The 15,268-nt window shown below is 43.9% G+C and carries 15 protein-coding genes and 2 pseudogenes; 12 read left to right on the plus strand and 5 right to left on the minus strand.

What is annotated here, in order from left to right:
* The first annotated feature begins 56 nt into the window (after window positions 1-56).
* From V7D75_RS05380 to V7D75_RS05410, 7 genes are all read left to right on the plus strand, one after another.
* On the plus strand, window positions 57-707 hold the full coding sequence (locus tag V7D75_RS05380) for an FMN-binding negative transcriptional regulator (RefSeq protein ID WP_333613726.1): 651 nt from the start codon (window positions 57-59) through the stop codon (window positions 705-707).
* 118 nt (window positions 708-825) lie between these two features.
* Window positions 826-1,266 (plus strand): RNA-binding S4 domain-containing protein, encoded by a 441-nt coding sequence (locus V7D75_RS05385; protein WP_305935305.1) that lies wholly within the window; start codon window positions 826-828, stop codon window positions 1,264-1,266.
* 191 nt (window positions 1,267-1,457) lie between these two features.
* Complete coding sequence (locus V7D75_RS05390; protein ID WP_333613727.1) at window positions 1,458-1,955, plus strand: low molecular weight protein-tyrosine-phosphatase; 498 nt, start codon at window positions 1,458-1,460, stop codon at window positions 1,953-1,955.
* Between the two features lie 143 nt (window positions 1,956-2,098).
* Window positions 2,099-3,247, plus strand: coding sequence for a UDP-N-acetylmuramate dehydrogenase (murB, locus tag V7D75_RS05395; protein WP_333613728.1), 1,149 nt, complete (start codon window positions 2,099-2,101; stop codon window positions 3,245-3,247).
* A complete protein-coding gene (locus V7D75_RS05400; protein ID WP_333613729.1) occupies window positions 3,237-4,013 on the plus strand; it encodes a YdcF family protein in 777 nt (258 codons plus the stop codon). Before murB ends, V7D75_RS05400 begins: the two co-directional genes overlap by 11 nt.
* A gap of 160 nt (window positions 4,014-4,173) precedes the next feature.
* Window positions 4,174-4,413 (plus strand): cbb3-type cytochrome oxidase assembly protein CcoS, encoded by a 240-nt coding sequence (gene ccoS, locus V7D75_RS05405; protein ID WP_144296254.1) that lies wholly within the window; start codon window positions 4,174-4,176, stop codon window positions 4,411-4,413.
* Between the two features lie 169 nt (window positions 4,414-4,582).
* On the plus strand, window positions 4,583-5,563 hold the full coding sequence (locus tag V7D75_RS05410) for a sulfite exporter TauE/SafE family protein (RefSeq protein WP_333613730.1): 981 nt from the start codon (window positions 4,583-4,585) through the stop codon (window positions 5,561-5,563).
* Between the two features lie 109 nt (window positions 5,564-5,672).
* Here the strand turns inward: V7D75_RS05410 and V7D75_RS05415 are convergent.
* Window positions 5,673-6,781 (minus strand): annotated as a pseudogene (locus V7D75_RS05415) (DEAD/DEAH box helicase).
* Between the two features lie 220 nt (window positions 6,782-7,001).
* Window positions 7,002-7,217, minus strand: a complete 216-nt coding sequence (locus V7D75_RS05420) for a cold-shock protein (RefSeq protein WP_068405185.1) — start codon at window positions 7,215-7,217, stop codon at window positions 7,002-7,004.
* A gap of 510 nt (window positions 7,218-7,727) precedes the next feature.
* Between V7D75_RS05420 and aroQ the strand changes: the two genes are divergently transcribed.
* Window positions 7,728-8,261, plus strand: coding sequence for a type II 3-dehydroquinate dehydratase (aroQ, locus tag V7D75_RS05425; RefSeq protein ID WP_333613731.1), 534 nt, complete (start codon window positions 7,728-7,730; stop codon window positions 8,259-8,261).
* Between the two features lie 181 nt (window positions 8,262-8,442).
* Entirely contained in the window at window positions 8,443-9,744 is a 1,302-nt protein-coding gene (locus V7D75_RS05430; protein ID WP_333613732.1) for an ABC1 kinase family protein, read from the plus strand.
* On the opposite strand, the gene V7D75_RS05435 is transcribed toward V7D75_RS05430, so the two are convergent.
* Window positions 9,741-10,571: an ion transporter gene (locus V7D75_RS05435; protein ID WP_068405178.1), complete on the minus strand. Its 831-nt coding sequence runs from the start codon at window positions 10,569-10,571 to the stop codon at window positions 9,741-9,743. The two genes, V7D75_RS05430 and V7D75_RS05435, sit on opposite strands and share 4 nt — an antisense overlap.
* A 356-nt stretch (window positions 10,572-10,927) precedes the next feature.
* On the opposite strand from V7D75_RS05435, the gene V7D75_RS05440 reads away from it, so the two are divergent.
* The 3 genes from V7D75_RS05440 to feoB all read left to right on the plus strand — a co-directional run bounded on the left by V7D75_RS05440 (window position 10,928) and on the right by feoB (window position 14,308).
* Window positions 10,928-11,677, plus strand: coding sequence for a YebC/PmpR family DNA-binding transcriptional regulator (locus tag V7D75_RS05440; RefSeq protein ID WP_333613733.1), 750 nt, complete (start codon window positions 10,928-10,930; stop codon window positions 11,675-11,677).
* 243 nt (window positions 11,678-11,920) lie between these two features.
* Window positions 11,921-12,262: a FeoA family protein gene (locus V7D75_RS05445; RefSeq protein WP_333613734.1), complete on the plus strand. Its 342-nt coding sequence runs from the start codon at window positions 11,921-11,923 to the stop codon at window positions 12,260-12,262.
* A gap of 108 nt (window positions 12,263-12,370) precedes the next feature.
* Window positions 12,371-14,308 (plus strand): ferrous iron transport protein B, encoded by a 1,938-nt coding sequence (gene feoB, locus V7D75_RS05450; protein WP_333613735.1) that lies wholly within the window; start codon window positions 12,371-12,373, stop codon window positions 14,306-14,308.
* Between the two features lie 179 nt (window positions 14,309-14,487).
* On the opposite strand, the gene V7D75_RS05455 is transcribed toward feoB, so the two are convergent.
* Entirely contained in the window at window positions 14,488-15,060 is a 573-nt protein-coding gene (locus V7D75_RS05455) for a methylated-DNA--[protein]-cysteine S-methyltransferase (protein WP_333613736.1), read from the minus strand.
* 65 nt (window positions 15,061-15,125) lie between these two features.
* Window positions 15,126-15,268: pseudogene (locus V7D75_RS05460) on the minus strand (signal recognition particle-docking protein FtsY); the annotation flags it as partial.

Below are 15,268 nucleotides of genomic sequence, written 5' to 3' on the forward strand. Positions count from 1 at the left end.
AGAATATAAGCGCCTTATCTCGCCAAGATTAGGCGCTTACTTATATTGAGAAACACATGCACATCCCTGCTGTTTTTGCCGAAGAAAATTTCGATAGTATTATCGACTTTATTACCGCCAAGCCATTGGCAACTATTATCGCTCAAACTAAAGACGGCATAGAAGCTTGTCATATTCCTTTATTTCTCTATGAAGAACGTTCTGATTCTAAAGGTAATCAACGCTACCTTTATGGTCATTTTGGTCGTAAAAATCCTATTTACCAACAGGCTTTAGCAGACAGTTCATGGTTAATTATCTTTCAATATTCTGGACACTACATCAGCCCTAACTGGTATCCTAGCAAAGCCGAAACTCATAAAGAAGTGCCGACATGGAACTATCAAAGCGTCCATATTCAATCTAAAATTAAGCTGCTTGAAGACACTGATACCCTTAAATGGATATTAGCTACCATGACCGCGCGTCAAGAAGTAATAAACAATAACCCTTGGTCATTAGATGACGCACCAGCTGCTTATATTGATGCCATGTGTCGCGGTATTATTGGCTTTAGATTTTCTATCGATTCGATCCAAGCCCAATTTAAATTAAGCCAAAATAAAACTGTAGAAAACATCACAGGGGTGATAAACGGCTTAGAGAATTTACATACAAATGACGCTAAAGAAATGGCTATTAAAATTACACATCAGAATAAAGGCTAATTTTTTTACTTATTCACCATAAAAACCCATTTTGAAAAACTTTAATCACTTATCACTCTTTTAATTCCCAAAAAAACCACCATTATTATCTTAGTTTATTGATATTTATGAGGTTTTGATGAGTAAACATAACAAAAACCACAATCAGCCAAGCCATAGCCAACCAGATACGGTACGTATGCGTCTTGATAAATGGTTATGGGCTGCGCGCTTTTATCGCACCCGCACCCTTGCCAAAGAAGCTATCGAAAGCGGTCGTGTACATTATGCAGGGAGCCGTGTCAAAACCAGTAAAGAGATTGCGGTCGGAGATGAACTCAGTATTCGCCAAGGCTCAGCCACCGCCATGACTGAAAAAACCGTGATTGTCGAAGCGCTAAGTGCCCAACGTGGTAATGCAACTGCCGCCCAAGTGCTGTATTCTGAAACTGAGGAAAGCGAAGAGCGCCGCGCCTACTATGCCGAACAGCGCAAACTGGCCAATCTTGCCCGCCCTGATAATAAACCCAATAAAAAAGAGCGTCGTGATTTACAACGCTTTAAAAACAAGCAAGAATAAAGGCTGCCAGTAACAGCAGTATTCTATTATTTATTGCCTAGCGTGACCCTATTGTTTACCTCTGCTCTTGCCATTCAAGATATTAACCGTTACGCTAACCACCAATTCATTTATTCGATAACATGCTAAGCAACCGCATTATCATGCTGGTCTTGATAGCATGTTTTTTTGTTGTGATAAAAGGTCATTATATGCCAATCAAAGCGTCTACTCCTTCCTCTGTTCTAGTGGTTTGTTTGGGGAATATTTGCCGTTCACCGACCGCCGAAGAGATTTTCCGTCAGCAAGCAGCGATTGCAGGGCTGGCGATGAAAGTGGATTCAGCAGGTACGGGAGACTGGCATATTGGTCATGCGCCAGATGAGCGGGCACAGCGCCACGCCAAAGCCCATGGTTACAACATCAATAAGCTGGTCGCGCGTCAAGTGAATGCTGATGATTTTCGTAAGTTTGATTTGATTTTGGCGATGGATGCGCAAAACTTAGCTGACCTACAAGCCATAAAAGACAGTATCAGCGATACAGATGGCAAGCTTGCCAAACTGGCATTATTTAGTGAAGAAGACCCAACCTACGGCGGCGACGATGTACCAGACCCTTATCAAGGGGACGCCGATGCGTTCGAAGAAGTGATTGAACGTATTGAATCCAGTGCTCAAGCTTGGATTGAAAGCTGGAAAACTGCTTAGTTTAATAGTTCTTAGCGCTAAATGTTTAGCCAAACTCAATAATAGTTAGCGATAAAGTGCTATATTTCTGCTACTTTTATACCGCTCATCCTTTATAATAAACACCGCATTATTTTTCGTTTATTTGCCCTATAGGCTATGTTATGACTTCAGCTTTACGCTATGATTTCAGTGCTCAACCTGCGACATCAACCAATCTTGCAGTGAATATATCGCAGGATAATTTAGTCGATTTGTCGCATAGCAATACCATGGCATTGGCATCTGTGGCAGATGTAGTCGTGACCTTAACCGATGAGGCACAGCTTGATGCCTTTATGGCAGATTACGGAAAAGAGGCAACACCTACTAAGCCGTTGTTCGTGCTCTCGGGCGGCAGTAACGTTTTATTGCCCGCAAGCCTAAACGCAATTGTCTTACGACCACAGATGCGCGGTATTAGCGTGACAGCGCAGACAGACAGTTATGTCGATATCGAAGTGATGGCTAGTGAAAATTGGCACGACTTGGTCATGCATACGGTTGCTCAAGGTTGGTATGGCCTAGAAAATTTGGCACTGATACCGGGTTTGACTGGCGCGGCGCCGGTACAAAATATCGGCGCTTACGGTGTACAGTTAGAAGACTGTCTAGAGTATGTGCGTGCCTATCATCTCCCAAGCCAAACTTGGCATCAGCTAACAGCAGCAGACTGTGAGTTTGGCTACCGCGACAGCCTCTTTAAGCGTGCGCCCAATACTTGGCTGATTACGCGCGTTGGTTTTCGTCTGCATACCGATCCCAGCAAAATCCTTGCCAGCTACGGCGATGTGCAGACGGTTGCGCAGCGCTATGCCGAGCAGCAAGGACGTAGCCAGCCCAATCCTGCTGATGTCATGCAAGCGATTATAGATATTCGCCAGCAGAAGCTACCCGACCCCAAACAGCTACCCAATTGCGGCAGCTTTTTTCAAAATCCTATTATTCCTCAAGCGCAATTTATAGCGCTAAAAGCCATCCATCCTACCATCGTTGGCTATCCAATGCCCGATGCCATGGTTAAGGTGGCAGCTGGCTGGTTAATTGAACAGGCTGGTCTAAAGGGGCGTGGTTTAGCGCCAATACTCGCCCATCAGCAGCAAGCGTTAGTGTTGACTAATCACAGCCCATATCAAGCGACGCAAGCGGATGTGGCAAAAGCGCAGCAGCATATCGCTGACATTGTCCATGAGAAGTTTGCGATTGAATTGGCGCGCGAGCCGGTTTGGGTAAATGCTGACGGCTCTATTGGATTTGATGAGCATGTGGTCTAAGCGATCATGGTCCAAGCGCTTATGGCGCTCTTATTTACGTTCAGCTGAGCGTATGATAAAGCTGTTTCGTATTATTAATGCCACTTTTTTGCTTGGCTCAACGGCCGTTATTCTCGTTCTTATCAGTTTGTTTACCCCGCTATTTTCGCAAGCGGTGGTTTATCTCTTAGCACATTTACCCTTACCAAAGATGCCACCTGCCGCCATAAGTTCTCCACCGACCGCTTATGTGGTGTTGGGCGGCGGCTTGACCAATGACAATAACAATCAAACTATTCTCAATAGTTATAGCCTTAATCGCGCTCGTACAGCGGCAACCGCTTATCATGACTTGCCGCTACCTATCGTCCTGAGCGGCGCCGAAGCACCTTGGCTTGGTCAATGGCTTATTGACCATGGAATTGACGGGCTTATCAGCGAAAATGCCAGTATGAATACCTGTGAAAATGCGCGTTTTACTGCCAAGCGCATTCCTCTGTATCATGTGTACCTTATCACCGACAGCTATCACATGGCGCGCGCGCGCAGACAGTTTGCTTTAAATGGTATTAATAGTACGCCAATTAACGCGCCCTTACCGGTGCGCCGTGATTGGATGGAACCAGCGCAAAACTTAAGCCATTCGCGGCGGGCAGTTTATGAAGTTGCCGCTTACTTACGTGATGTCATTCGTCCGCAAGCAAACTGTCGTGATGCCAACGATGTGACCTCGCAGCAACTATTAACCCCAAGGGGTAGTGTCGCTAAAAAACCTACTGAGCAATAGCCAGCTGGCATTTACTGTCTTAATTTTAATTTTAGTCTTAATATCATTAGGTACCTATTATTGCCCCATTATCCACTGTTTTATTTTTGAAATTTATAGAACATTTATAACACTTGCAATAAGTGTATAATATAAGAAACTGCTATGAAAGAGGTTTGCCATGCTCAGTATATTTTTATTAATTCCTTTAAGTTTAATGCTGTTCGTGGTCGCTATCTGGGCAATACGCTATGCGGTTCGATCAAACCAATTTGAAGATTTAGATAATGCATCGCAGCGTATCATCTTGGATGATCGCCAAGAGCGTCGCCAAACCATTCAAGCCCATGAGCCTAACGAGAATACCCCTCAAGCACCGCAAACCAATGATCCAGCAGACTCTAACAAAACCGATGATTGAATGCTAACGATGCACTGCGTGCTGATATCGTCTTTATCATGAAAATAGCTATCAATAAAACTCAATCCTTTAGCCTTTTATATCTCATTTATACCTGACTGCTTTTATCTCTTTTTTAGGGCAAGGATAAAAGCAGGCTCACCCTTTACCATTTTTAGGAGAAACCCCCATGACCACAGCTTTACTCGTTGCGGCATTACTAATGGGATTTTTAGGTTCACCGCATTGCTTAGGCATGTGTGGCGGTTTGGTGGCGGCATTTAGTTTATCGATGAAAGATGTCAGCCCTGCTAAGCGCCGTGCTTTGATAGCGACTTATCACTTCGGGCGTTTAAGCAGTTACGCATTTTTGGGTTTGGTTGCTGGGCTTGTTGGCACCACTGTTTTAGCGCCGTTGATGACGGGCAACAGTATGCCTCGTATCTTATTGGGTTTGGTCTTGGTCTTTGTGGGCGTCACCATGCTTGGCGCGCCATTTTTAGCCAAACTTGAGCGCGTCGGCATGCGTTTTTGGCAATTCCTTAGTCCGCTTCGCCAAAAAGTATTTCCACTTAATACCTTCCCGCGTGCTTTAGCGGCAGGGTTATTATGGGGATTTTTACCTTGCGGCTTGGTTTATGGTGCGCTACTTATCGCTGTCGTTGCTCATAACCCACTCGGCGGTGCGGCATTGATGTTTGTCTTTGGTTTGGGAACTGTACCGATGTTAGTGGCTACCCACGAGACAGTTGGTTGGTTGCGTGAAAAAATTGGCCGTATGCGTTTAAGACAAATTAATGGCGCTATCATGGTGTTATCTGGTTTAGCGGTTGCTTTTGTTCCTATGATAATGGCTAGCATGCATGGTGGCCACGGCGGCGGTAATGGACATGGTGAGCATGCTCAAATGAATCATGGCAGCCACGCCGCTATGATGGCCGATAGCAATACTTCCTCTGAAGCGACAACAACAACCGCCCATCATAATATGAAAAATATGCAGCATGAGATGACGCCCGCTATGAATGGCTCGATGGATCATAGTATGCATGATATGCCACATGATTCAGGTAATGTAGATAATGCTATGAATCACAATAAGCATAATATGACAGATGAGCAGCAAATGAATAGCCATCATCATGAAGCTATGCCAGAATCTTCTCAATAGCGGTATACAAGTTCTTATTACCGTATAAAAAAAGCCCTTAACATCATGATGACGTTAAGGGCTTTTTCATGCAGCAGTATTTATCAAAATAAAAGTTGCTTTAATAAAATCATTCCGGCCATTGCTCAAGGCGAAACTTGGTATCCAAATGCTTCTCTAGCGCTGGGATATTAAAAGCATCGTCTTCGCTGACAAAGCTGATACTGATACCGGTTTGTCCGGCGCGTCCCGTACGACCAATACGGTGTACGTAATCATCTGGCTGATCTGGCAAGGTATAATTAATCACATGGCTGACATCATCTACATGAATGCCGCGTCCTGCCACATCGGTTGCGACCAGCACAGAAGCATGACATCGCCTGATAACATGACGGTTTTATGCGCCTGACGCAGCTTATGATACAAACGCTTCACTTGGTCTTTACGGTTGGCAAAAATTATCACCTTCTCTACTGTCTCATCAGTGATGAAACGCTCTACCGCGGCGAGCTTTTGATCTTCGGTTAATAAGTAAAAATGCTGATCGACCAATTCACTGGTTTTATGCTCAGGCTCAATCTCTACAAATTCTGGCTCATGTAACCAGCGATAGGCAAGATTCATCACATCTTGGTTAAAGGTGGCAGAAAACAGCAAACTTTGACGATCGGTATTCGGCGGCATACGGCCGACCAAACGTTTGATATCTGGGATAAAACCCATATCGAGCATACGATCCGCTTCATCTAATACCAACACTTCAACGCGATCTAGATAGACCATGCCCTTGTGCATCAAGTCAATCAAACGCCCTGGCGTCGCAATTAAGATATCGACATATTGGCGCTCAAGCTCATGCTGCTGAGTTTCGTAATTGGTACCACCCATGATACAAACGCTGTGAAGCGAAGTATATTTGGTCAGAGCAATACAGTCATCAAATATCTGCTGGGCAAGCTCACGCGTTGGCGCCATCACCACGGCTCTTGGCTCGCCCAAATAGCGTTTTTCATCGGCAGCAAAGGGACGCTTAAGCAGTGCTTCCATAATAGTCAATAAAAACGTTGCCGTCTTGCCAGTACCGGTTTGCGCCTGTCCGATAGCGTCTTGATTTGCCAATGTATGCGGTAATATCTGTGCTTGAATGGGCGTCAATTCAGTAAAGCCTAAATCATTTACAGCTCGCAACGTGGCATTTGATAACGGCAAATCGGTAAACGTCTTAAAAGTACTCAAAAAAATATCCTTTTGTATAATTTGCCTGCCATTAATAGCATATCTGCGCTAAGCAGACAAACAATAAAACAAGCATGCATAAAAAAGCCAAGCCTAACATCTAAACTTACCAAATATGCTGCGTTTTATTCAACATAGGCAAGACAGACGGGCTTGACTTAGTAGTATATCAGTAGTTTGTAACGACATTATAGCCAAACGGCATTAATGTCGGTAGCGATTACTCTTCTACTTTTCTGACTTCTTCAGCCTGCAGGCCTTTTTCGCCTTCAACCACACTGAACTCAACTTTTTCGCCATCTTTTAAAGAGCGATAACCATCACCTTGGATCGCGCGGAAATGGACAAAAATATCTTCGCCGCTATCACGTTGAATGAAACCAAAGCCTTTTGAGTCATTAAACCACTTAACGATACCTTGCTCACGAGCTGACATAATATTACTTCCTAAAAAGTCACTTAACCCCAAATTCCTTTGCGACATTGCATATAAACGGGGTTGAAGATTATGAAATCAAAATGTAAGAGTACTACTCTACATACCATCATCGCCTCATAAAGCCTGTTATTACTCTCTTTATGAATCAGCGTATAGTAAATTCATCCTCACCAATATAAGCAGCTATCAAAATACTTTAAGCATTATATTATTTGCTTATATCAGCGCTAGCAACAAACAAGTAATATTTGTTGCGTAAAAAATATCATAGCATGGGTTTTTGGCAACATAAAGACTTTTCACATGATTTTTAGCCCTTATGGCAGTTTTTGCGGTTATTTTTATAACCATGCTGACAAACTGTTATGATAAAGGGCTAAAACATCGTATATTTAATGTATTTTCTTTCTCAAAATTCCAAAAAGGCACCGTCATAAAAGTACGGCGCCGCTTATTTTTAATAATAGCAATCCACTTACCTTAATAATTGTAGAGCCAACTATAACTATGACAACCACTTCTCAGCCAATAAGAGCAAATAGCAATCTACAACAAAATGATAAGACGTTGACGCATAAATTATTGCTGATCAATGGCGTTAATCTGAACTTGCTCGGTAAGCGTGAGCCGGAAATTTACGGTCATACGACCCTTGCTGACATTGAGAAAAACTTGATCGAGCGTGCCGCCAAATACGACATCGAGCTGATTTGTATCCAATCAAATCATGAGGGCAAGCTAGTCGATGAGATTCAATATTATGGTCTTTTAGCAGAAACTGCTGCACAAGTAGATGCAATTATTATCAATCCTGCTGCTTTTACCCATACCTCAGTGGCGATACGCGATGCGCTATTGGCAACACAAAAACCCTTTATAGAGGTGCATTTATCCAATGTTCATGCTCGTGAGCCGTTTCGTCAGCATTCGTATTTAAGCGATATAGCCGTCGGCGTGATTTGCGGTCTCGGGCATTTGGGTTATCAGATGGCATTGGATTATTGGCTAACCCATACTTATGCTTTAAAATTAGACCGCTAATCTAGCGATTTTGACATTACCTATGTACTTTATCTATATAAAGATAATGTCAAAATAGGTACCCGACTATTAGCATTGAAGTTGCGATCAAGTTGCTTTTGGCACATTAGTCAAACAGCAATGATATGATGAAAGTAATAATATGAGCGCATGAAAAACAACCCACGATATGGTGATATGAATGGCAAAATCGTCCGGAAAACGCTTTATGAAACTCGCTGGCATGACCGCAAGTATCGCCGGTAAAGCTGCTAAAAACTCATTAAAGCACCTCTCAAGTGACGAAGAAAAACGTCTAGAAGCGCGCTCAGCGCTGATGCAAGACGTCGGTGTGCAAATCGCTGAAACGCTTGGTGAAATGAAAGGCGCGGTAATGAAAGTGGGACAAATCGCCTCCCAATATAAAGACGTGTTTCCACCTGAAGTGGCGACCGCTTTAGAAAAACTCCAAAAAGACGCGCCGCCGATGCCTTATGGACAAATACGCGCGCAAGTTGAGCGTGAATTAAAAGCGCCTATTGCTGAGTTATTTACCCAATTTGAAGAAGCGCCATTTGCCGCGGCGTCAATCGGCCAAGTGCACAGAGCGGTTTTGCCGTCTGGGCAAAGGGTGGTGGTAAAGGTGCAGTATCCTGATGTTGATGAAAACTGCGATAGCGATCTAAAACAAGTACGCATGGCGCTAAAAATAGCTGGCGTCCTGAATATGAGTAAGCAGTTACAAGAACAATTATTTAATGAGATTCGCCAAAGTTTGCATGACGAGCTCGACTACGTTAAAGAGGCGCACAATCTACAGGTATTTGGCGCCTTTCATGCCGATGATGAAGGACTAATTATCCCCAAAGTGATTAGTAGCCACTCATCCAAACGCATTTTAACCTTGACCGAAGAGATGGGTGAGCCGCTTGCTGTTGCTGCGACTTGGGATAACGACATTAAGCAAAAGATCGCTAAGCGCCTGTTTCATTTTAGTGCCGGACAGCTATTTGGTTTATACCGTATGCACTGTGACCCCCACCCTGGCAACTTTGCCTTTCGCACCGATGGTAGCGTTGTGGCTTATGATTTTGGTGGTATTCGCAGTTATAGTGACAGCGAAGTACAATTATTTCGCCGCTTTGCTAAGCATGCCTTAAAAGGCGATGTGACTGCCCTTGAGCAAGATTTAATTGCCCTTGATATCCGCCGCGATGATGATAAAGTCGTGCCGGGTGAATTTTATCAAGAGTGGTTAGAGATTGGACTTAAACCCTTATCCATAGAACCTTATCAGCAAGGTCCTTTTGATTTTGGCAGCAGCCAAACTCATCATGAAGCCATTGCCCAAATGCGCACGTCGTTAAAGTATTTTGGTCAGTTTCAGCCATCAGCAACGACGATGATGCTTGACCGTACCATTTCAGGTCAATATTGGAATTTGGTCAACCTAGGCGTGGTTATCGACTTATCGCCACTGGTGGCAGAATACATAGATTACTAAACGTGCAACGCATGGCCGCAGCGATCGCAGAAATCCGCTCCTACGGCATGACCGAATTTGCCGCAGTTTGGACAGGCAATTGGGTTTAGCTGCGGGCGCATGTTACGTGCCAGCTCGGCGGTAAAAATACCTGTCGGCACGGCAATAATCGCATAACCAGTGATCATCACCATCGATGCAATTGCTTGCCCGATTGGCGTTTTTGGTGACATATCACCATAGCCCGTGGTCGTAACCGTCACCACTGCCCAATAAATAGAGATAGGAATACTGGTAAAACCATTTTCTGGCCCTTCTACCACGTAGACAACCGAACCAAAAATGGTGACGAGTAAGACTAGTGATAAGAAAAATACCGTGATTTTCTGTTGGCTGGTTTTAAGTGCTGAGGCAAGAAAGCCCGCTTGCTGCATGTAGGTATTGAGCTTGAGTACCCGAAATACCCGTAAGATACGCAGGATGCGAATGACGAGCAGATACTGGACGCCGCCAAATACAAGGCTTAAATAGCTGGGTAATACCGACAATAAATCTACGATGCCAAAGAAACTAAACGCATAACGAAAGCGATTGGGCGCCGAAAACCACCTTAAAATATACTCAATGGTAAATAAAATGGTAAAAAACCATTCTGCATAACGAAATAGCGTACCATATTGCAAACGCATATATAGCACACTATCGAGCATTACCACGGCAACACTGGCCAAAATCGCAATCAACAATACAATATCAAATAGCTTACCCAAACGGGTATCCGTACCTTCGATAATGATATGAATGCGGTTACGCAAATGGGTAATGGCTTCGGCGGTTGGTTGTTTCATAAAGTCGGTATAGTCACAAAATCAATGGTTATAAAAAACCGAACGCTTTAAGCTGATATGGGCAAGCTAAGGTTGGTCAAAATGCGCTAAAGTGGTTTATAATACTGCCAATATTTTACTAGCGGTTTTCATAGTCTCAGACAGTAGCCGCTCAAGACAAAGAAGATAGCAGTGTAGCAAAAAAGCGCGCCAAACGACATACATATCGTTAACTTGCCGATAGGTCTATTACACTGTATTAACCGCACAATCATATAATAACAATACCTTATCAAGTATGAAAAGTTGTTAACAAAGTATAGTCTACTAACTTTTTATACGCACTATAAACAACCCGTAAAACGTAAGGACGTCATATGGCAGGCCATTCAAAATGGGCAAATATCAAACACCGTAAAGCCCGTCAGGATGCGGTAAAAGGTAAAATATTTACCAAGATTATTCGTGAAATTGTTTCTGCTGCCAAGCAAGGTGACCCCGACCCTGATAAAAACCCACGCTTGCGTGCGGTAATCGAAAAGGCTTTATCAGTCAATATGACTCGAGATACCATCAACCGCGCGGTTGCTCGTGGTACAGGCGGCGATGATAATGACAATATGGATGAAGTCAGCTACGAAGGCTATGGCGTCGGCGGCGTCGCGGTACTGGTAGAAACCATGACTGACAATCTGAACCGTACGGTCAGTGAAGTGCGCCATGCCTTTACCAAAAATGAAGGCAACCTTGGCACCTCAGGCTCGGTCGCTTATCTGTTTACAAAACGCGGCGAAATCGTTTTTAACGATATCAGCTTAGAAGAAGAAGTCATGCTCGCGGCTTTGGACGCTGGCGCGCTGGACATCGAAAACGATGGTGAAAGCTTGCTGGTTATTACTGAATGGGAAAATTTCGGTCAAGTGAAGGATGCGCTCAATGCCGCAGGGCTTGTCTCTGATAATGCCGAAGTCACTATGGCACCTGCCACCAGCGCTGAGATTGATAATATCGACGACGCGCTAAAAGTGATGAAAATGATCGATATGCTAGAAGATATTGACGATGTGCAAGAAGTCTATAGTAATGTGAGCTTTACCGATGCAGTCATGGCGCAGCTTGAACAGTAGCTTAATGTGTCTGAGAGTAGTCTAAGATTTACCAGCAAAAAACCTTGGCAAATTTAATTAGCTTACGTCAAAAACCATATTATCCGTAGCAAAAAATAAAAACCAGACAGTGTCATACTCTCTGGTTTTTTTTGTTATTTGCATCATCCTTTATGGGTATTGTATCGTCAATAAGCGAGGCATATAATTCGATTTTAACAGTAACAATTATCATTAACATATAAGAATGGATAAGGATTCTTTATGCGTACCTCCCTTCTGCCCTCTTATCCAACCGCCACTGCCGTCAATATTCATAAGCTTAACCCTAAAGCGACTCATCTATGCTCGTTACTCGACTTAGCTAAGCACCAGCCTGCTATTATTGATGATATCATCGCCAATGAGCGCTTTGGTGAAATGGATAACATTATCAGTCAACGACTCAAAGATTTAGGCTTTCTGCCCAATACCACTATTCAAATCGTTGCCAAAGGTCTGTTTGGCAAGCCGCCTTATGCGGTGCGACTTAGTACCGGTGCGCAGTTTAGCTTACGCGCCGATGAGCTCATTAAAATCAGCTGTATCGCTATAGATTCAAGGTAAGTATTCCGTCTAATTTACTGACTTGCCCCTGACTTGCTATATTAAGGCTGTTGTAGGTTGTAGCACCTTAATGACTGATAACTTGATAAATAAGCGATGTCTGACTAAATGCCAAATACGCAAACACAAGCCGAAACCCGCCCTATTAATCTTGCCTTAGTTGGCGCCCCTAATTGTGGTAAAACAGCCACCTTTAATGTGCTAACAGGTTCTAAAGCAAAAGTGGCCAATTATTCTGGCGTCACTGTCGATAAACGCAGTGCCACACTGCTTGGGCATGCTACGGTCAATATTATAGATTTGCCGGGTACTTACAGCTTAAAAACCACCAGCCTCGATGAAGAAGTTACGCGTCAAGTGCTCTTTGGCCAGATGGCGGGCGAGCCGATACCAGATGGGATAATTTTTGTGGCTGATGCGACTAACCTGCGGATGTCATTACGAATGCTGTTGGAACTCAAAAGCTTAAATTTGCCAATCATAGTCGCGCTCAATCTGAGCGATGTAGCAGAAAGCCGAGGACTGATAGTTGACCAAGCCATACTATCAAAGGAGCTGGGCGTTGCTGTCGTCAAGACGGTGGCAATCAAGCGTCAAGGCTGTGAGCAATTGCTGGTTTTGGCAGATGAGTTTATTGAGCATATAAAGCATAAAGCTCAGCCCGTGCGCTTTTTCAAAGCTAATAGCAGTGGTAATCATATCGATAATGGCTTTAATAACATTAACACTGATACGCAAGCGATGTATAAGAGTGCTGATGATATTTTGAGCCGAGCGGTGATAAGCGCACAACGTTTGCCAAAGTGGCATGAGCGCATAGATTATTTGGCATTGCATCCCGTCATCGGGGTCATTATTCTATTAACGATTCTTTTTATTATATTTCAAGCTGTCTACGCGTGGGCAGAGCCGCTGATGCAAGGCATTGAATGGTTGGTAGCAAGTTTTGGCGCGCTGTTAGTCGACTGGCTACCAGATGGGATATTACAAAGCCTGCTCGTCAATGGCGTCGTTGCTGGCGTAGGTAGCGTCGTTGTGTTCGTACCACAAATTACCCTGCTATTTTTATTCTTATTAATACTAGAGGACTCAGGTTATTTACCGCGCGCCGCTTTTTTACTGGACAACTTATTGTCTAAAGTAGGCTTATCTGGACGCTCATTTATCCCTTTGTTGTCAGGTTTCGCTTGTACGGTGCCAGCGGTTATGTCGACCCGTACTATTCCCAATCATAAAGAACGTTTTGTGGCGATTGCGGTATTGCCCATGCTGACGTGTTCGGCGCGTTTGCCGATTTATGCGCTGATTATTGCAGCGGTGATTCCTAATCAAACCGTCCTAGGTGTTTTCAACTTACAAGGTATGACCTTATTTGTATTGTATATCGCCGGTATTTTTTCAGCGGCGTTTGTATCGTGGCTATTCAAACGCTTTCATAGTACGACGGCAAAAGCGGCAGCCTTTCCCTTATTGATGGAGCTCCCTACTTATCGTCTGCCAAATATCAAACATATTGCCAGTGAGCTTTGGGACAAGGTGAGTGCCTTTTTAATGCGAGCCGGTACAGTCATTTTTGCGCTGACGGTAATATTGTGGGTATTGGTGACTTTTCCTGCCGCCCCGATTGGCGCGACAAACCCAGCGATAGATTATAGTTTTGCTGGCATGCTTGGGCATATGATTGAGCCGATTTTTGCGCCCATTGGTTTTACCTGGCAGATGTGTATTGCTTTAATCCCGGGCCTAGCCGCTCGCGAGGTCGTCATTGCCGCGCTTGGCACGGTATATGCGGTCGGTAGCGTCGGCGATGAAGCGGTCAATCAAACGCTTATTCCTATCATTCATACGCAGTGGGGATTGGCCACTGCTTTTTCATTTTTGGCATTTTATGTTTACGCGCCGATGTGTTTAGCTACGCTAGCCGTTATTCGCCGCGAAACCAAGTCTTTAAAACAAACCATCGCCATCGCCAGCTATTTATTTGTATTGGCTTATTTAATGGCATGGCTCACCTATCGCGTAACAGGAAGTTTTTTTGGATTTTAGAGGCCCAATGATGAATATATTCGTACAATATTTATTGGTATTTATAATCGTTGTTTTATCTTTTTATTACGTATGGACCAAGGTAATCTTTAAAAATTCGAAGGATTGTAACGGCTGCGGTAAATGTTCTAAATAGCCAAAAAACTTATAGTCAGAATTTTTGGCTTAGTAAAAAAACCTTAGCGTTTAACCTCAACCCCTTCGAGCGTCAGCAAGTATGTTTTTTTATCTAAGCCGCCAGTATAACCACCTAGTTTGCCATCGCTCGCAATAACACGGTGACAAGGAATGATGATGCTAAAGGGGTTTTTGCCATTGGCATTGGCTACCGCGCGAAAGCCTTTAGGATTACCGACTCGCTGCGCGAGCGTGGCATAACTAATCGTTTTACCATGCGGTATCTGTTGCAGCTGTTGCCAGACGCGTTGCTGAAAATCAGTGCCTAAGCTTATGTCTAATGGCAAGTCAAATGCTTGACGCTCACCTTTAAAATACGCTGCTAATTGCTCAAGCGCTTCTAAAAGTAGCGCCTCAGCAGGCTCGCTTTTGCTTAAATTATTTTGAGCGATAAAGGTAAAATCCTCATCGACAAGCCCATAATGCTTTTTAAGCTTGGGAATAGATTTTGAGCTGTGCCAAGAATCACCCACCTGCAGCCAATTGACTTCGACCAGCTTAGGACTGCTATGCTCATGCGTACTGGCAATCAATGCCAACTGGTGCGACTCAACCGCTGCGATGGTAACTATCATGATTTTTCCCTCTAAACACTCATATTTTTGACACTTATTTATTCTTTGAAAAAAATCAGCAAGCGCTATTCTTTATCATCGGTCTCAAATAAGGCCGCGACAAACTGCTTTGGACTAAAGGCGCGCAAATCATCAATCGACTCACCGACCCCAATATAACGAATCGGCACATCCGTGGTTTCAGCGATATTGAACACCACGCCACCTT

The sequence above is a fragment of the Psychrobacter sp. genome, from assembly GCF_036731945.1.
In the GTDB taxonomy this organism is placed as follows: domain Bacteria; phylum Pseudomonadota; class Gammaproteobacteria; order Pseudomonadales; family Moraxellaceae; genus Psychrobacter.